The sequence below is a fragment of the Nakamurella alba genome, from assembly GCF_009707545.1.
In the GTDB taxonomy this organism is placed as follows: domain Bacteria; phylum Actinomycetota; class Actinomycetes; order Mycobacteriales; family Nakamurellaceae; genus Nakamurella; species Nakamurella alba.
This window is the reverse complement of record NZ_WLYK01000005.1, coordinates 491,045-509,279: the sequence shown is the minus strand read 5'-3', so window position 1 is coordinate 509,279 and position 18,235 is coordinate 491,045. Positions and strand designations below refer to the sequence as shown.

The 18,235-nt window shown below is 67.2% G+C and carries 14 protein-coding genes; 6 read left to right on the top strand and 8 right to left on the bottom strand.

Features of this window, described 5'->3' with window-relative positions:
* Positions 1-5: 5 nt before the first annotated feature.
* The 7 genes from GIS00_RS14400 to GIS00_RS14370 form a co-directional block, all read right to left on the bottom strand.
* Positions 6-2,531, bottom strand: a complete 2,526-nt coding sequence (locus GIS00_RS14400; RefSeq protein WP_154769091.1) for an ATP-binding protein — start codon at positions 2,529-2,531, stop codon at positions 6-8.
* A gap of 94 nt (positions 2,532-2,625) precedes the next feature.
* Positions 2,626-3,399: a FadR/GntR family transcriptional regulator gene (locus GIS00_RS14395; protein WP_154769090.1), complete on the bottom strand. Its 774-nt coding sequence runs from the start codon at positions 3,397-3,399 to the stop codon at positions 2,626-2,628.
* A 36-nt stretch (positions 3,400-3,435) separates the two neighbouring features.
* A complete protein-coding gene (locus tag GIS00_RS14390) occupies positions 3,436-5,430 on the bottom strand; it encodes a flavin-containing monooxygenase (RefSeq protein WP_322097966.1) in 1,995 nt (664 codons plus the stop codon).
* Positions 5,427-6,281, bottom strand: a complete 855-nt coding sequence (locus GIS00_RS14385) for an alpha/beta hydrolase (protein WP_154769089.1) — start codon at positions 6,279-6,281, stop codon at positions 5,427-5,429. The genes GIS00_RS14390 and GIS00_RS14385 overlap by 4 nt, the downstream gene beginning before the upstream one ends.
* Before the next feature lie 101 nt (positions 6,282-6,382).
* Positions 6,383-7,402, bottom strand: a complete 1,020-nt coding sequence (locus GIS00_RS14380; RefSeq protein ID WP_154769088.1) for an ABC transporter permease — start codon at positions 7,400-7,402, stop codon at positions 6,383-6,385.
* Complete coding sequence (locus GIS00_RS14375) at positions 7,399-8,913, bottom strand: sugar ABC transporter ATP-binding protein (RefSeq protein ID WP_154769087.1); 1,515 nt, start codon at positions 8,911-8,913, stop codon at positions 7,399-7,401. Before GIS00_RS14375 ends, GIS00_RS14380 begins: the two co-directional genes overlap by 4 nt.
* A gap of 39 nt (positions 8,914-8,952) precedes the next feature.
* Positions 8,953-10,224, bottom strand: coding sequence for a sugar ABC transporter substrate-binding protein (locus GIS00_RS14370; protein ID WP_154769086.1), 1,272 nt, complete (start codon positions 10,222-10,224; stop codon positions 8,953-8,955).
* Between the two features lie 470 nt (positions 10,225-10,694).
* Between GIS00_RS14370 and GIS00_RS14365 the strand changes: the two genes are divergently transcribed.
* The 3 genes from GIS00_RS14365 (at position 10,695) to GIS00_RS14355 (ending at position 13,777) form a co-directional block, all read left to right on the top strand.
* Positions 10,695-11,348 (top strand): nitroreductase family protein, encoded by a 654-nt coding sequence (locus tag GIS00_RS14365; protein WP_322097965.1) that lies wholly within the window; start codon positions 10,695-10,697, stop codon positions 11,346-11,348.
* Positions 11,345-13,000 (top strand): class I adenylate-forming enzyme family protein, encoded by a 1,656-nt coding sequence (locus GIS00_RS14360; protein ID WP_322097964.1) that lies wholly within the window; start codon positions 11,345-11,347, stop codon positions 12,998-13,000. The genes GIS00_RS14365 and GIS00_RS14360 overlap by 4 nt, the downstream gene beginning before the upstream one ends.
* A gap of 204 nt (positions 13,001-13,204) precedes the next feature.
* Positions 13,205-13,777: a hypothetical protein gene (locus GIS00_RS14355; protein ID WP_154769084.1), complete on the top strand. Its 573-nt coding sequence runs from the start codon at positions 13,205-13,207 to the stop codon at positions 13,775-13,777.
* Between the two features lie 103 nt (positions 13,778-13,880).
* On the opposite strand, the gene GIS00_RS14350 is transcribed toward GIS00_RS14355, so the two are convergent.
* Entirely contained in the window at positions 13,881-14,423 is a 543-nt protein-coding gene (locus GIS00_RS14350; RefSeq protein ID WP_154769083.1) for a hypothetical protein, read from the bottom strand.
* Between the two features lie 214 nt (positions 14,424-14,637).
* Here GIS00_RS14350 and GIS00_RS14345 point away from each other — a divergent pair, with 214 nt between their 5' ends.
* Genes GIS00_RS14345 through GIS00_RS14335 form a run of 3 tightly spaced genes read left to right on the top strand, consistent with a single transcriptional unit; the run spans position 14,638 to position 18,091 of the window.
* Complete coding sequence (locus tag GIS00_RS14345; protein ID WP_154769082.1) at positions 14,638-16,041, top strand: serine hydrolase domain-containing protein; 1,404 nt, start codon at positions 14,638-14,640, stop codon at positions 16,039-16,041.
* Between the two features lie 23 nt (positions 16,042-16,064).
* Positions 16,065-17,090, top strand: coding sequence for a hypothetical protein (locus GIS00_RS14340; protein ID WP_154769081.1), 1,026 nt, complete (start codon positions 16,065-16,067; stop codon positions 17,088-17,090).
* Positions 17,081-18,091 carry a hypothetical protein gene (locus GIS00_RS14335; RefSeq protein WP_154769080.1) on the top strand — a complete coding sequence of 337 codons (1,011 nt, stop codon included), beginning with the start codon at positions 17,081-17,083 and terminating at the stop codon, positions 18,089-18,091. Before GIS00_RS14340 ends, GIS00_RS14335 begins: the two co-directional genes overlap by 10 nt.
* The last annotated feature ends 144 nt before the right edge of the window (positions 18,092-18,235 follow it).

Here is an 18,235-nt window from a genome sequence, read left to right as displayed (position 1 = left end):
AGACGCTACTGCAGTTTGGCAGATAGGAAGTCGACTGCTGCCTTCGCTCGAGTCACCAGAAGTCGTTCAGGATTCCTGTACTCAACATATGATGCGCAATCCTCCAAGCACCTTTGATACTTGGTAGTGAGCTCAGACCTGAGTCGTTGAGCTACCACTGTTCCTAGTTCTTCGCCTGGCCAATCCTCGGACCAGACGTTTTCCGTGAACCACTCGGCCGGGCTGAACCGGAAGAAGCCGACAAGAGTGGAGAGATCGGCGTAGGTAAGATATTCCCCAGACTGCTTGAGAGAACTGAACTGAGTCAAGTCGGCTCCTGAGGCGATGATTGCACTCGCAAGATTCCCCTGCTGTCCTTCATCGAGCTCGCCATAAAAGTCGGGCGCTGATCCCAACTTTGCTGCCTTCTCCGATATCAAGGCAAATAGGGCATTGACCTCTGCTTTCACGGTCTCTGGAGACTCGGCAAGATCATCGCCCCAGGCGACCTGGAGGATCTGCGCCATCAGAGTGGCCGGAGAATGTTCGACGCGTCCGATAAGCCCCGGGTGGCGTTCATACATATAATGAGCAAGCTCCGTAGCCGCGGCGTCCTCCGGTCGCATCCCGTAATCAGCGAACGCCGGGTGTGTACGATCGAAGTAGATTTCTATCCTGACCGCGTGTCGCCTGGTAGCAACAGGAACCCTGGGCCGCCCAAATTTGGGAACGATAGGTCTAGGGACCAGGTAGCTCACCAGATCGATAGGCGAGCTCGTACTTCCGTCGGCTAGTTGTAGTTTCAGACCATCAATTGATAGGTCATCCCAACGTTCCGCCGTTAGTGCGAGCGTTTCCGGATCGGATGGGTTCGGTGCTCCGCGAAGCTCATCGCACCGCTCGCACTTTTCCGATTCAGAAGGGTTCACACTGTCACAGATATTGCACTTCCAAGGGTCACGAACCTCTGGAACCTGTGATGCGCCGCACGTCGGGCATGCAATTGCCGACCGCGGAATAGTCTCTGTACAATTGGCGTTTAGACATGCCTTGCCGTCGAGCACGTGCCCGCACATCTCGCACATCTCTGCGTTCGGCGCGTTCTGGTATTGACATTCGGGACATTCGGGCAGAGTGTCTATTGGTTTGTCGCCAGCCCGGACGACCAGTTCCCACCATTTTTCGTCATCATAGTAGCCAGGTACTTTCGCTTTGAACAATTCAAGATATTCGCGCTCCACTGACCTCGCGACCCTGTCGGCCTTACCTTTAGCGGGATTGTACTCGCCCATGTACATATCTGGCGTGCCAAAGTTTCGGACCTTGCGGTATCCCTGGAATATCTGCGAGACCGGGGAAGTGTTGTCGTATCCTTCGGGCCATCTGCTTGGAAGTAGCGATTTGCCTCGCAGAAACTCCATCGCAGCGTGCCATTCATCACTGGTGCGCTGAAAATCTTGCTTGGTGAAATCGACTGGCACGTGATCTAAGTGCACTTCGCCCACTATTCGGCCGTACTGTTGATCTACAGGATATTCGCGTTCTGACTTCTTCGTGTCCTCGTCGATATTCTCGAAGAAGGCGCTCTTCTCCTGCACTCGAATCGCCCGGCCATTTCGTATCAGGTCGATGCCGTATTCGTTCTGGTCGTCGAATCGCTGAACTCCGACCCACCCTTTGACGCGCTCTTCAACCATGCGGCTGTCTCGACCGCCGCATCGCAGACAGACCTCGTTTCCGCCCATGTCAGATCCGTCCTGTATGCACCTGACCGAGCTCGCCAGAACTTCGTCGAATACTATTCGAGCATTGATTCGGCCGCGGCCAGCTCGCTCCACAAATCGGTGTTCGCCCCACACGCAATGTTCGAATGCTGGATGCGTGTCATCGTTAACTGTGATCCTTATGGGATTCTCCGACGTTCTTCTGAGCAGGGTTGCGTATCGCCTTGCAAGCTGTTCTCGAATCGTCTTACGCGGTGTAGCGGCGAGTCTACGTATAAAGGCATTGTTTGGATCCTTGTCGGGCCACCAACCTCGGATCTCGACAATGGTTCCATGACGCATTCCATGGGGCTTATGGATCCGGGAGGTCGGTACTTCGAACGATTCATTCTCTATTAGTGAAGGAAGGTCCAGCTCGACTTGTAGCGCCATGTCGTCGTCTTCCGCGGCGGTGACAATTGTTGTCTGTCGGCCCAACTTGCCAGTCGCGATGTTGAAACCCATACCGAAGAGTCCAAGTGTGTCGAAGGCGTTCTTCGACGAGAAGCCGGCCTTCAGTGCGTTAGTCACTTGCTGGAGGGTCAGGCCGGGTCCTGTATCCCTGATTCGCACCAGGCCCTCCCCTCGGGCTACTTCAGTAATGCCCGGTAGGTCCACGATGACATGGCGCGGCTTTGCGGCGCCACCCGAGACATCGGCGCTGCGGAAGGAGTCAAGCGAGTTGTCGATAAGTTCGCACAGTGCGTCGATTGGCGTGATCGGGGTCCGTGTGAGTGCTAGCAGCACATTCGGAGTGGGTTGGATGTCTACCGTCTGGTTTTCGGACACGGCTTAGGCTCCCCCGTTCAAGGTGTCGACAGTTCTGCCGTCTATGCTACGTGGTACCTAGGCTTTCGCGCTCGGTTCGTGGTATTCGAGGCGGTCACCCGTACCGCTGATCCGCCAGGATCTCATCCACATCCGGCCAGAGGATCCTCGCCTGCATCCGCGCCGGCTGGGACTCGAGGAGCTCGTCGATGAGCCAGCCGAACATCGCCGCATGTTCAGCGGTCGCCGCCGCAGGATCAGAGTCCCGCACCGCTGCCACCACCCGCCCGATCCGCTCGGTCAGCTCCGGACGCATCCCAGGACCATAACGCCATGTCACAGCAGCGGTCATGGCCGCCATGGCCGGCACGGTGGTGGCCAGGACCTCGTTGTGGGAGGCCTCGGCAAGCAACAAGTTGAAGCGCTCGGAGTGGCCGGCATACACCGGGCCGTGGGTGGACTGGGCGGCGCGGAGCAGGTCGACCTGGCGGTCCAGCACCCGCAGGTCGGTCTCGTTCCGGCAGGACGCGGCCAGCGCGGCGACGGCCGGCTCGATCGCGGCCCGGGCCTGGAACACCGTGTGCAGGGTGGCCCCGCGGAATTGCACCACCATCCCCAGCGCCGACCCCACCACCGCCGACCCGGGCGTGGTGAGCTGCGGACCGCCCCGCGGCCCGGATTTCACCGTGATCGCGCCGAGGAAGGACAGCAGCTTCAGCGCCTCGCGCAGCGTCCCGCGGGACACGTCGTAGTGCTCGATCAGCCAGGACTCGTCGCCCAGCGACTCCCCCACCCGCAACCCGCGCTCGGTGACGTCCCGCAGGATGCGCCGGGCAGTGTGCGCGGACAGCTCACCGCGGGACGGCGCCCGCTCCACCCTGCCGGCCACCACTCACCCCCGATCCACCGATAGCAAACCCTGACCCTACGGCCTGCCCGCGCCCGGAACAGGACCTCTCGCGCCGCCGCCGGTACCAGCGGGGACGGTCGTGCCGAGCCGCGTCACCTGGTAGTCCGACAGGTCCGGCCGCCGGGTCATCGCCCAGTAGTCCACCAGCCGCCAGGGGGTGTTCGTCACGACCCGGCCCGAGGAGTTCCGGTACCAGGTGTCCACCCCGGGGTGATTCCAGATCATCTTCTCGTGCGCGGCATCGACGTCGGCGTTGTACCGGTCGAACACCTCCTGCCGCACATCGATCGACGCGATCCCCTGCTCCAGCATCTGCACCAGGAGCCGGGTGATGTAGTTGACCTGGCATTCCGTGTGGAAGATGACGCTGCCGCCGTGGCCGAGGTTGGTGTTCGGCCCGTACACCACGAACAGGTTCGGGAAGTCCGGCACCGTCATGCCCAGGTAGGCCCGGGCGTCCTCGTCGCCCCACAGCTCGCGGATCGACGTACCGCTCGCCCCGCGGATGTCCATCGGGTACAGCACCCGCTTGCTCTGGAACCCGGTCGCCAGCACCAGCACGTCCGCCTCGTGCCGCTGCCCGTCCGCCGTCACCACCGCATCGGGTTCCACGTGATCGACGGCCGTGGTCACCAGCTCCACGTCGTCCCGCTGGATGGCCTCGTACCAGCCGTTGTCCATCAGGATCCGCTTGCCGTACGGCGGGTAGGTCGGCAGCACCTTGTCCCACAGGTCCTCGCGGCCGGCGATCTCACGCCGGATGTGCTCGGTGAAGAACGCCCGGTGCTTGTCGTTCGCCGCGTTGATCGACCGCTCCGGGAACTCCCACGCCGGGTCCACCTGCAGCGACTCGTGCAGCTTGTCGTTGAACATCCACAGCAGCCGGATCCGGTACCAGGTCGCGTAGTACGGCACGTGCTCCAGCAGCACCTGCTTGCCCGCGCTGATGTCCCGCCGGTAGTTCTTCACCGGCGCCGCCCACTGCGGCGAGCGCTGGAACACGGTCAGCTCCGCCGGCGTCCCGGCGAGCGTCGGCACGATCTGCATCGCGCTCGCCCCGGTGCCCAGCACCGCCACCCGCTTACCGGCCAGGTCCACGTCGTGCTGCCACTGCGCCGAGTGGAACATCGGCCCGGCGAAGTCGGCCAGCCCCGGCGTCGACGGGAACTGCGCCCGATTCAGCTGCCCCACCGAGGTGATCAGCACGTTCGGGTTCTCCACCGACACCGCACCGCCCGCCCGCTTCAGCCCCACCCGCCAGGACGAGGACGCCGGGTCGTACTCCGCCGACTCCACCTCCACCCCGAACTCGATGGAGCTGCGCAGGTCGTACTTGTCCACGATCCGCAGCAGGTAGGCCAGGATCTCCGGCTGCTTCGCGTAGTACCGCGACCACGTCGGGCTCGGCTCGAACGAGAACGAGTACAGGTGGCTCGGCGTGTCCACGCCCGATCCCGGGTAGTCGTTCTCCAGCCACGTGCCGCCGATGTCGTCGTTCTTCTCCACCACGGTGAACGGGATGCCCAGCGCCTTCAGCTTGATGGCCGTGCAGATCCCGGACACCCCCGCCCCGACCACCAGCACCTTGAAGTCGGCGAGCCTTGCGGTCGGGGGTTCAGCGGTCCAGGTGACGTCCCGCAGCCGGAACCGCGACTCCTCCGCCAGCATCGGCCCGTACTCGGCCGGCACGGTCTCGCCCATCGCCACCGACAGCATCTCGACGATCTGCTGGTCGGTCGGCGGCTCCGGCGTCGGCAGGCTGCCGTCCCGCTCCCGGCGCAGCACCTCCAGCGTCGCCGCGCGCACCTCCGCCTGCCGCTCCGGCGAGAGGCCGCCGGTGTCGTGGTCGTCCAGCGCCACGGTGCGGGTCGGCCGGTACGGCTCCTCGAGCCACGAGTGGTCGCCGGTCAGGTGCGCCACCGTCATCAGCAGGGTGGGGATGTTGGCGGACTCGAGGGCGAGCCGCAGCTCGTCCTCGGTCGCTTCGCGCGGATCGGGTTGGACCGTCACGGCGAACCTCCAGTCGTGTCTTCGGTGGGGGCAGCGCGGGTCAGTCCGCGGCGCTGCAGGAAGTCGTGGATCGCTGCCAGGCCCTGGCCGTGGCCGGGGGCGCCGGGCAGCTGCAGGATCCCGTGCGGCGAGTCGGCCAGCACCACCAGCTGATGGTCGATACCGGCATGGCCGAGACGCGCTGCCAGTGAGTAGCTCTCGTCCGCGGCCGGGTCACCGTCGCCGGTGAGCACCAGGGTGGGCGGGAAGGTGTCGGGGTAGCGCTCGGGATGCAGCCGGGGATCGTCGGTGATCGACCGGTAGTCCTCGGATGTCAGGTACAGCTGGTTCTCGCCTTCGCCGACCAGCGCGGCGATGGTCGGCAGTGCGCGGTGCACGTCGTAGATGCCGTAGAACAGCAGCGCCGCTTGGACTTTCACCCCGGAGGCGATGGCCGCGGCCGCCAGGTTCGCCCCGGCCGAGTCGCCGCCGATCAGCACCGTCGCCGGGTCGCCGCCGAAGTCGGCGATGTGCTCGCGCACCCAACCCACCGCATCGATGGTGTCCTCGACGCCGCCCGGGAAGCGGTGCTTCGGTGCCCGCCGGTAGTCGACAACGACGACCAGCAGCCCGTTCTGGGCCAGCTCGGCGGCCAGCCGGCGGTGGGTGGCCGGGGCGCCCATGATCCAGGCGCCGCCGTGCAGGTAGACCAGCACCGGGAACGGACCGTCGCCGACCGGCCGGTGGATGTCGGCGGTGACCCGCCAGCCGTTGACCTCGCGGATCGGGACCTGCAGATCGACGTGCGCCACCGCCGGTGCATCACCGTTGATGTAGTCGTCGTACCCGCCGAGCAGCTGCGCCGCGGTCATCCCGTCCGGCGCTGTGAGCGTTGACTGGAAGTCCCAGAGCGGCTGCGGGACAGCCTCTCCCGGCCGGGCCGCGGTTGCCGGTCCGGCTGGGGTGGACCCGGTCACAGCGACCGGCGGCGGAGTTGGGCGGCGCCGACCGCGAGCAGCAGCACGCCGCCGTTGAACACCGGGCCGACCCACTGCGGGGTGCCCAGCTGCGACAGGCCGTTGACGCCGACCGCCAGCAGCAACACCGACAGCAGGGTGCCGATGATGTTGAAACGGCCCGGCCGGATGGTGGTGGCACCGAGGAACGCGGCGGCCAGAGCCGGCAGCAGGAACCCGGGCCCGACGCTGGGATCGGCGGAGCCCTGCGTCGCGGTGTTGACCACCCCGCACAGCCCGGCGACACCGCCGGACACGATGAGACTGGTGACCACCAAACGGTTCACCTTCACGCCGGCCAGCCGTGCGGCGTCCCGGCCCTGGCCGATCGCCTCCATCCGGCGGCCGGTCGGGGTGTGCTCGAGCACGTAGTAGAGGATCAGGCCCACGGCCAGCGCCATGAACACCGCGGGTGCGATCCCGCCCGGGCCGCCGGAGCCGATGCCGGTGTAGGAGTCCGGCAGCGAGCCGGTGACGATGGTGGAATCCGAGATGAGCAACGTGATCCCGCTCAGCACGGTGCCGGAGGCCAGCGTCGCGATGAACGAGGAGATCCGGAAGAACTGCACCAGCAACGCGTTGAACGCGCCGAGCAGCGCCGCCACCACGATCGTCACCAGCGAGGCGACCCAGACGTTCCAGCCCTGGTTGATCGTCAGCACCGCGACCAGCATCGAGCTGAACGACAGCACGAACCCGATCGACAGGTCGAACTCCCCGCACACCAGCGGCACCAGCGCGCCGAAGGCCAGCATCAGGCCGACCGCCTCGGTGGACAGGATGCCGGAGGCGTTGCGCATCGTCGGGAAGGTGGCGGGCAGCGCGATCGCGAACACGATGATCAGCACCACCAGCAGCACCGGGACGCCGAGCCGCTCCAGGCTCTCGGCCACGCCGATCCGGCGGCGCACCACCTTCCGGGGTGCCGGGGTCTCGGCCTTGGCTGTTTTCGCGGGGGTCTCCGGCCCGGCGGTCATGCCGTCACCGCCGCGCTGCTGCCGCGGGCCACCGCGCTGCCGATCCGTTCGATCGTCACGTCGTTCCCTTCGATGTCGTCGACGAGCCGGCCGTCCTCCAGGACGACCACCCGATCACAGACCTCGACCAGTTCGTCGATGTCTGCGGTGATCACCACGACCGCGCAGCCCTGCGCGGCCATGGAGCGGATGAAGCGGTACAACTCGGGGATGGTCTCGGCGTCCACCCCCTGGGTGGGGTCGTCGAGCACGACCACCTTCGGCGCCAGCCGCAGCACCCGGGCGAACACCAGCTTCTGCTGGTTGCCGCCGCTGAACGCCGCAAACGGCTGCTGCGGGCGGGCGGGCACGGCGCCGACCTCGACCATCTGCGCCGCAACGGATTTCGTCTCCGCCTTCTTGTCGATCCGGCCCTTCGTGAAGAAGGTGTCGACGGTGGAGAGGGTGACGTTCTCCCGGGCCTGCATGGTCAGCACGCCGCCGGAGCGGCGCCGGTCCGGCGGCACGTAGGCGACACCGTGGGTCATGGCGTGGTCCGGGGACCGCCAGGACTGCGGGGTGCTGCTGCGGACGGCGATGGTGCCGGCGGTGGACTTCTGCGCGCCGGCGATGATCCGGCCCAGCTCCGACTTCCCGCAGCCGACAAGGCCGGTGACGCCGACGACCTCGCCGACGTGCACCGCCAGATCCAGCTCCTTGACCCGCTTGCCGCTGATGCTCTGCAGCCGCAGCCCGACCTCGTCGGTGCGGTGCCCGGCCTTGCGCGTCTTACCCACAGCATCGACCGCCCCGCCGAACATCGCCTGGGCGAGCAGCTCCGGACTGGTGTCTTTGGCCAGCGTCTGCGCGACCACCCGGCCGTTGCGCAGCACGGTGACATCATCAGCCACCGCCAGGGTCTCGACCAGGTTGTGACAGACGAACAGCACCCCGGAGCCGCGGCGGGCGATCACCCGCATCAGCTCGAACACCTGGTGCACCTCGTCCGGCGGCAGCGCGGCGGTGGGCTCGTCGAGCACCAGCACCCCGCGCCGGCCGCCCAGCGAGTGGGAGGACCGGGCGATGGCGACCAGCCGCCGCTCGGTGCCGCCCAGCTCGCCGATCGGCATCTCCGGGTCGACGTCGACGCCGAACTCGGTGAGCAGGTCGCGGGCCTGCGCCTGCACCGTCCGCCACTTGATGCGGCCACCAGCGGTGGCGAAACCACAGGCCAGCGCGATGTTCTCCTGCACGCTCATGGTCTCCACCAGACCCAGGTCCTGGTGCACGAAGGCCATGGGTGCGGGCAGCCCGGTCCCGGGGTCGGCCGGCATGTCCACGGTGCCCCTCGTCGGGGTGTGGTAGCCGGACAGGATCTTGATCAGCGTGGACTTGCCGGAACCGTTGGCACCGACGAGGGCGTGGATCCGGCCGGCCTCGACCCGCAGGTCGGCGTCGCCCAGCACCTCCACACCGTCGAAGACCTTGCTTAGTCCGCGTGCGTCGATCAGCACGCCCTCGTCGGTCGCCATCGTTTGTCTCCTAGCTCGCTGCCGGTGGTGTCCCCTCGATCAGGAGGTGACGCCCCACAGCTGCTTGTAGCCGTCCGCCGGGGTGAAACCGTCCATGTAGGGCGCGGTCTCGACGTCCACGATGTCCTTGGTCAGCAGCCGGAACGGGATCTTCTCCTCCATGGCGGGCTCACCGGCGAAGGCGCGGGTCAGCTCGTTGACGGTCGGCCAGCCGGCCAGGCTGACTGCGGCGTTGGAGCAGGCGACGCTGCCGGTGCCGTCCTTGATGGACTGCACCTCCGGGGGCAGGCAGTCGACGCCGGCGACGCCGACGTTGTCCATGCCCATCTGCTGCAGCGCGGTGGCGGCGATCGAGGCGTACTGCGAGACGTCCAGGAAGATGTACTCGATGGACGGGTTCGCGGTCAGCGTGCCCTTGATCAGGTTGGTGAACTCCGCCTGGCTGACCAGGCCGTAGGTCTGGTCGGAGACGACCTCGCAGCCGCTGCACTTGCCGATCTCACCGATGAAGCCGTTGTAGCGGTTGGTGGTGGAGGCCAGCGAGGCGATGTGGAACGACGCGACCTTGGCGGTGCCGCCGCTCTGCACGATGAAGTAGTCGGCGATGGCGCTGCCGGCCAGCTCGCTCTGCCCGCTGATCTCGGCGTAGACCTGACCGGCGCCGTCGCCCATCTGGTTGTCCGACAGCGCGCTGACCACCGGGACGCCCGCGGACTTCGCCGCGTTCATGCCCTGCAGGATGGTCGACGAGTCGATGGCGACCAGCACGATGCCCTCGGCGCCGCTGTTGATCGCGGAGATCATCGCCTGGCTGGCGCCGGTCGGGCTGCCCTTGCCGTCGAGGATGGTGGTCTCCCAGCCGACCGAGTCGCCGGCCTCCTTGACGCTGTCCGCGGTGGCGGCGCAGCCGGTGTTCACCGCGGCACAGGTGACGACCGCGATCTTTTTGCCGGCCTCCGGCTTCGGGCCCTCGGTCGGGCCGTCGTAGGTCGGGGCGGCGGTGGCCGCTGCGAGGGCCTCCTCGAACGGGGCCAGTTCGCCGCCGCCCCCGTTGCTGCTGGTCGGAGCCTCGCTGCTACCGCTGGTGGGTGCCTCGCTGCTGCCGGTGTCGGCGCTGGTGGGGGCGGTGCTGGCGGCGGTGGTCGGGGCCGCTGTGGTGCTGGAGGTGCCGCTGCCCGAGTCCGACCCGCAGGCGGCGAGGACGAGCAGGGCACTGGTGGTGAGCGCGGCGAGCTGCGCGCGACGACCGAACGACGGTCGGCGTCGCCGGGTGCTGGACACCATTGTCTCGGGCATTCCGGGTTGTCCCATCTTTCGTGTGGTGGGGGTCTTCGTGGTGTGCGCTGGTTCGGGTGCGCTGTGAGGTTCCGGGCATGGCGAGGCGAGCCGGGCCCAGGGGGAGATGGCCCGCCGGCCGGACCGAGAGCCGTGCTCGGTCGTGACCGCCGGGAGCGGTACTGCCGGGGCGCTCCACGGTGAGGCGTCCTCCGGCGGTGATGACGACTATCGACCCCGGACCTGCGGTTCGTCAAGAACTAGGATCAGATTTATTTCTGGATCGGTGATTGTGCTCACCGGCTCGCACGCCCTAGACTTCTTCCCGTTGCGTGTGCGACCAGCTCAGCACGACTGTTCATGGCTCCGAGCTTGACCTTTCGTCCGGATCCCGGTGATCCGGCCGTCACGGCGGGTGACCGAGTCAAGTATCAGATTTGATCTGGATCACGTAGCAGACAGCCGGCGAAGGCGCCGGGTGTCCGACCCATCGAGGGAGCAGAACAGTGGAGTTCTACGACGTCGTCTCGACCGCCTGGACGAACCGTTTCTACAAGAAGGAACCCGTCGACCTGGCCGTGCTGGAGAAGGCCTTCGACGCCGCCCGCTTCGGCCCGCAGGGCGGCAACCGCCAGCCCGTGCACTTCATCGTGGTCACCGACCCGGCGGTGAAGGCCAAGCTCAAGGAGTGGTACCTCGTCCCGTGGAACGAGTACCTGGACAACGCCCGCAAGGCCGACATCGCGATCGGCGGGCAGGCCGGGTTCGAGGTGCCGGAGTACCTGAAGAAGGCCGACGACTTCGCCAACGAGCTGGACGAGATCCCGGTGCTGGTGGTTGCTGTCGCTGAGCTGGCCGGTCTGCACCCGACCGACCTGGACTCCGGCCGGCTGTCCATCGTCGGCGGCGGGTCGGTGTACCCGTCGATCCAGAACTTCCTGCTCGGCCTGCGGAACGTCGGCCTGGGCGGCGCGCTGACCACCCTGCTCTGCCATTACGAGGCGGAGGTCAAGGAGCTGCTCGACATCCCCGACGGCTACATCACCGCGGCGACCATCGCGGTCGGCTGGCCGTCGAAGGGCTTCCCGAAGAAGCTGAGCCGCAAGCCGGTCTCGGAGTACTACTCGGTCGGGAAGTTCGGTCAGAAGGCCGAGGCGTGAACCTCGACGAGCTCGACGTCGGCGTCTACGACACCGTCACCGGACGCTCGACCGTCGGCGACCAGATCCGCCGGCACGCCCGCAACCAGCCCGACCACCTTGCGCTGGCCTACTACACCCCGGACGGGGTGAACGCGGTCCGGCTGACCTACGCGGAGCTGGATGCGCGGGTCAACCGGATCGCCTGGTCGCTGCGCGACCGTGGCGTGGGCCGCGGCGACGTGGTCGCGGTGATGTCCCCGAACTCCGCCGACTACGTCTGCCTCTACCTGGCGGCGGCCCGGCTGGGCGCGGTGACCACCGGCATCAACTACCTGTTCACCGAATCCGAGATCACCTACCAGATCACGCATGCCGAGCCGGTGCTGCTGCTCGCCGATGCCGGCCTGGTCGCTCGGATCGACGCGGTGCGCGCCGATGTGCCGTCGCTGCGGTCGTTCGTGGTGTCCGGTCCTGCTGTGGATGGCTGGGAGTCCTTTGCTGACTTCTACGCTTCCGAGGTCCGATCGGACGAGCCGGTGGCGGAGGTGCAGGAGCGGGATCCGCTGTTCATGATCTACACCTCCGGCACCGAGGCGTTCCCGAAGGCGGTGCTGATCCCGCACCGCAACTACGCGATCGCCACCGCGCCGGCCTGGGGCATGGGCGCGCAGTGCGACAGCGACTCACTGACCGGCGGCATCGTCCGGACGCATGACCGCTGGCTGCACCTCACCCCGCTGCATACCATCGCCGGCCTGGGGAACCTGTCCATCGTGCTGTGCATCGGCGCCTCGGTGATCCTGCCCGGCGTCGTGAACGCCGCGCTGGCCATCGATCTCATCGATCGCGAGCGCTGCACGGCGATGGTGCAGACGCCGACGTTCTTCCTCGCCGCGGTGCAGCACGCGTCGTTCCTCGGCGCCGACCTGTCGTCGGTGCAGCGGCTGCTCACCTACGGCGCGACCATGCCGCGGGCGATGATCAACGGTTGGAACTCGAAGTCGCCGGCGCTCATGTGGGCGACGTACTGGGGCCAGTCCGAGCTGACGCAGCTGGGCTGCACCGGCTGGTTCCGCGAGCTGGAGGACATCCCCGGTGGCGACATCGCCTGGATCGGCAAGCCTGTCGCCGCGCTCGAGCTGATCCTGGTCGATGCGGACGGGGTCGAGGTGGCCGAGGGCGAGGTCGGCGAGGCCTGGTGCCGGACGCCCGCGGTGATGCTCGGCTACTACAAGGACCCCGAGCGCACCCGCGAGACCTTCGAGCAGGGTTGGCTGCACACCGGCGATCTCATGCGCCGCGACGCCGACGGGAACCTGTTCTTCGCCGACCGCCGCAAGGACATGATCAAGTCCGGCGGCTACAACGTCTCCTCCCAGGAGGTGGAGAAGGTGATCTACGCGCACCCCGAGGTCGCGCAGGTCGCCGTCGTCGGGCTGGCGCACGAGTACTGGTCCGAAGCCGTGACCGCGTTCGTGGTCCGCAAGCCCGGGTCGGTGCTGACCGACCGCGAGCTCACCGACTTCTGCAAGGAGCGCGCCGTCAACTACAAGGTGCCGAAGGCCGTGCTGTTCCTCGACTCCCTACCGGTGGACGGGCAGGGCAAGGTCCTCAAGCGCGAGCTCCGCCGCCTCCACAAGGACCACTACTCCGGCGAACTCGTCTCCTGACCTTCGGCGTTGCGTCCGTGGAACTGGTCCCTCCTTAGGCCACTTCCACGGACGCTACACAGGTCTCGCGCCGAGGTTCACCCACGTGCGGAGTATCCGGGAGCTGTTGACGGCTGAGGGAGTGGCTCGTGCTGGAACTCCCACGGAGACCGTTACCCGCGGCTAGCTTCTGCTGAGTCCTGACCCGACCGCAGAGGTGACGCCATGAGACGGCTCCTACCCGCGCTGCTGCTCGTCGCCACCGCACTGCTCGCCGGCTGCACCACGGAAGGATCCGCCACTCGTGCCGCGGCGGTCGAGCGCGAGTTGGACGAGACGGCATCGGCCTGCATCTACCTCCCGGATACCGTCGTCACGAGGGCACTCCCGAACGTCGGCTTCGGCGTGACCCCGCCCGGTCAGCCGACCGAGTGCGGCTACTTCGGCGAGGACCGGCTGCTCACCCTCTTCATCACCTTCGATGCGACCCCCGACGGCGTCTCGCGCGCGGACTACTCCGCCGAGCAGTTCGGAACCATCGATGAGTGGGAGCAACTCGGCAAGACCAGGCCGGAGCAGACTCCGGTGGACGGCATTGGCAATCCCGCCGTGATGTGGAACGACCCCGGCTCGGAGGGGGCTGGCTCCGGCGTCCTTGTCGTCGAGTGGTTCCACGCGTCGGCCTCCGTGAAGCTCGTCTACCCGTACCCGACCACGGAAACCTCCGGCTCCCCCGACGTCGAGCCCTCGGTACTGGTCGGCCTCGCGCAGCAGGTCAGGCAGTCGATGCTGTCCTGACGACGCGCGCCGACCTCTTGACGCTGCTGCTTCGTTCCGGACAGGTCGGATGCTGCACGAAGGGTCCGCGGTGCGGCTTTGTGCCGGACCGAACAGGAGCGACTCAGGGCGCGATGAGCATCGGGGCGTTGATCTCCTCTCGCATGGCCACGACCATCGCGACCCGCAGCCGCTTGATCTCACGGACGCGGGTCTCCAAGTCGTCCCGTGAGCTGATCCGCGGGCCCGACGGGTAGAGGGTGTTCCGATCGGTGGTCAGGCCGATGGCCTCACTCAGCATCTCGAGCCGCTTCCCGACTTCGAACGCTGCCTCGCTGACTTTCCTCCCGGACAGGATGTCGAGGTCGTACCGATGTGCGCGGAAGCGATCCTCGAGCTCCCGCGCGCTGTCGACGAGCGATATGTCGCCGGCGCGTCCGTTCAGAGACTCAAGGCAAGCCTCGGTGAGACATCTGCTCCAAGCTCGTGCTGTGGTCTGCAGACCGACAAAGACGTCGCGCTTGTGCTCGATCCATCGCACGCGTTCGTCGTGCCGGCGCTTGTCGAGCTCGGCAACCCGCTGTTGCCGGGTGCTGTACACCGTCTGCAGCCAGGTCAGCGTCCCACCCAGGAGCACTCCTACCAGCCCGAATATCGCCTCGACCATGTCGGGATCGTCGCAGGTCCGGCACCCACCGGAAAGGGTCCGGATGGTCGACAACCGTCCGTTGGTCCGACTTGGCACCCCTAAGTCGGACTACCGGCAAAGCTAGTCCGACCTGGCACCCCGAAGTCGGACTACCGACGGCGTTCGTCCGAGCCCACCGCCGCCAACGAGCGGTGTGAGGGTGGTGAGAGGACGCGTTCGTAGCGTCCGCAGCATGAACCCCAGAGACCTGGCCCGGCGCACCCGGGCACCCCTGTCGCTACTGGTGGCGGCCGCGCTGCTGGCCGGTTGCACCTCGACCACCGAGTCCGAGACCAGCACCGGGACAGCGGCTCCGGACGCATCGACGTCGGCGGCCCCGACCTCGAACACCGCCGCGCCCTCAGGAGCAACGACCTCCGGCGCAACGACCACCGAGCCCGCCTACGTCGCCACACTTCGGCCGCAGATCGAAGAGGCGCTGGCGAAGAACGGCGTCCCCGGAGCGGTGGTGCTGGTGCGCGACGAGGCGCAGGGCGACTGGACCGAGGCGTTCGGCACCCGGACGGTCGGCGGCGGCGAAGCGGTGACCACCGATGACGTGTTCCGGCTCGCCGACATCACCGCCACCATGACCGCGAGCATCCTGCTCAAGCTCGAGGAGCAGGGGAAGCTCTCACTGCAGGACCCCATCTCGGACTACGTCGACGGCGTCCCGGGCGGCGACGAGCTGACCCTGCAGGAGCTCGGCGAGTACCGCAGCGGGCTGTTCTCCTACGACCAGGACGCTGGCTTCCGTAAGACGGCCACCGCGGACCCGACCAAGGTCTGGACGCCGCAGGAGCTGCTCGACATCTCCTTCGCCCATCCGGTGCAGACCGGGCCGGCCGGATTCCTCTACTCCAACACCGACTACATCCTGCTCGGCCTGGTGATCGAGAAGGTCACCGGTCAGGACGCCGCCACCGCCTTCCGGACGATGCTGTTCGACCCGCTCGAGCTCGACGAGAACGCCATCGGACTGTCCGGCACCACCGACGACCTGCCCTCCCCGCACCCCGACGGCTACGCCTTCGAGACCCCGGCCGACAACCGGGTGCTGCCGACCGAACAGCGCGAGGCGGCCGCGGCCGGCGAGCTGCTGCCGGTGGACCGCTCCGATCTGGATCCGTCCTACGCGTGGACCGCCGGCGCCGGCTACGCCTCCGCATCAGCGCTGGCCGACTACTTCACCGCTGTCGTCGACGGACCGCTGATCGACCAGGCGCAGCGGCTGGAGTGGAACAAGGACATCGCCGACGACGGCGTGACCACGGCGGACTCGGTCCGTTACGGGTTCGGGATGGCGACCCAGGGCGACTTCCACCTCTACGGCGGCGCGATGCCCGGGTTCAACTCCTTCGCCGCCCACTCACCCTCCCGCGGCACGACCGTCGTCGTGCTCACCAACCTGAGCTGGACCCCCGCCGGCGGATCGCCGGTGGCGCCGATCTTCTCGGCCATCACCGACTCGCTGAACGCCAGCAGTCCCACTGCATCAACACCATCAGCAGCACCGACATCAGAAGCACCGACTTCAGCAGCACCGACAGCGCCGGCCCCGACATCCGAGAGCTCCAGCACGGAAGGCACCCGATGAGACACCGCAGGAGAGCGACGGCGGTGACCGGCATCCTTGTGGTGCTGGCCGCCCTGTCGCCGATGACCGCCCGGGCGGCCGCCCCCGAACCGGCGCCGGCCGGCGGGAGCGTGAACGCGGCCGGCACGAGCGCAGCGACCCGCGGCTTCTGGATCCACAACTGGTCCAGCAAGACGTTGCAGCTGACCGCCGCCAAGAGCGTCGGCAACAACCCGCCGCCGAACCTGGAGCTGCTGCCGACCGGCTGGCAGCTGGCGGGCGGCGAGCAGGGCCACTTCGAACTGGACAGTGTCGCGCGGGAGAACGACGTGCTCACCACGTGGGCCGTCCTGGATAAGGACAACACACCGACCGGCGCCACCTTCGACCTCACCCTGTCCGTGCAGGCGAGCGTGCGATACAGCGAGGTGGGCGCAGTACCGGCCGGTCTCGTGGTGAACACGCAGTCCCAGGACGTCTACGTGCTGGACCCGCCGAACACCACCACCGAGGTCACCACCGGTTCGGGGGCCGGGGCGACGATGAGCCAGGCGGACGGGGCCGAGCTGGCCCGCCGGCTGTGCGCCGAGGACGGGTCCCGCTGCCAGTTCACCTCCGCCGGGCGTCCGCAGGAGACGACCGTACCGGTGGTCGTCGACGGTCCGTACCGGAACCTGACCTGCGACAAGGTCACCATGACGCTGAGCAACAACACCACCCGCACGTTCTCCACCAGCTGGGACGTGTCGGTCACCATGGACACCAAGCTGCTCGACCTGATCAACACCTCGACGAAGGTCTCGACCGGCGGCACCCAGACCGACGTCACCTCCGTGAAGGCCACCGGCGCGACCACCCTGGAACCCGGCCGGATCGGCTGGTGGCAGGTCACCTACCCGGTGTGGCGGTCGAACGGCACCTTCCAGATCCTGCTCGGCAACACCACCTGGCTGGTGCACATGACCATCGACACCCCGCGGCCCGGTGGCAAGAAGAGCCAGGCCGCCGCACCTCGGCAGACCACCATTGCCACCGACGATCTCGCGAACCTGGGGGCATCATGCGGCTGACTCCGACCTGCCGACTGCTGACCGCTTTCGGCGTACTGCTCACCATGCTGCTCACGCAGGGGGCGGCAACCGCAGCACCCGCACCACGCGCGGCGGCCGCGGCCACCAAGGGCTTCGACATCGTCAACCTGAGCCACTACACCCTGCTGTACAAGGGCTGGCAGCAGAAGCTGCCCGGCACCGACGTTCCGCAGAACCTCGAGATCCCCCGCAGTGCCTTCGAACTCGGTCCCGGCGAGTCGATCAGGATCGAGATCGACAACGACGGGAGGAACAACGACGTCCTGACCTCCTGGGACCTGCTGAAGGAGTCCGGTGGCGATCCGGTGGGCTCCGCCGAACTGCTGCTGGAGATGAGCGTCGGTGTGGCGTCCTGGATAGTCAGCGGTGAACTGATCGCACCCGGCAATCAGAACGGCACCGACGTCGAGATCCTCGACCCGCCCGGCACCGTCGTCGAGAGCGCGAACTTGGACCCGGTCGACCAGCAGAAGTTGATCGGGGCACTGTGCGCACGGGACGGTCACGTCTGCACGTTCGTCCTGGACGCTCCACGCACCGCGAGCTTTTCCGAGATGCCGCTGACCGACGACATCAACGGCAGCTGCGACCCGCTCACCGAGGAGGTGCTACGGCTGACCTCCGAGGACGTCTCCTCCCGCTGGGAGGTGAGCGAGACCGCGAAAGCCGAGGTGCTCGAGGCATTCACGGTGGCCATCACCGCCCGGTACGGACAGGTGTCCGGCACCCGGCAGGAGGTGTCCTCCTCCGTCAAGTTCACCGTGCCACCGCTGTGGGCCTACCACTCGGCGCTGGAGGTGCCGGTCTGGCGGTACACCGGGACGTACACGATCGCCTCGGCGAACAGCTCCTGGCGGATGACCGGCACCGTGTTCGAGACCCTGCGCGACGGCACCGGCACCACTGCGGACGCCTCGACCGTATCGGTCCGGCCGGCCACGCCGACCGAACTGGCCGCGCAGGGGATCGGCGACTGCTAGGGCGTGTCTCTCAATCCCGGATCGTCGCGAGCGACGTCCTGTTGGGCCGTCGGCAAGGGGGTCGAGGAGCTGGGAATCCTGGTTGGCTTTCCGACCTGGCAAACACCAGTTTACGCATCCGACTGTTTTCAGGGCGTTGTGCAG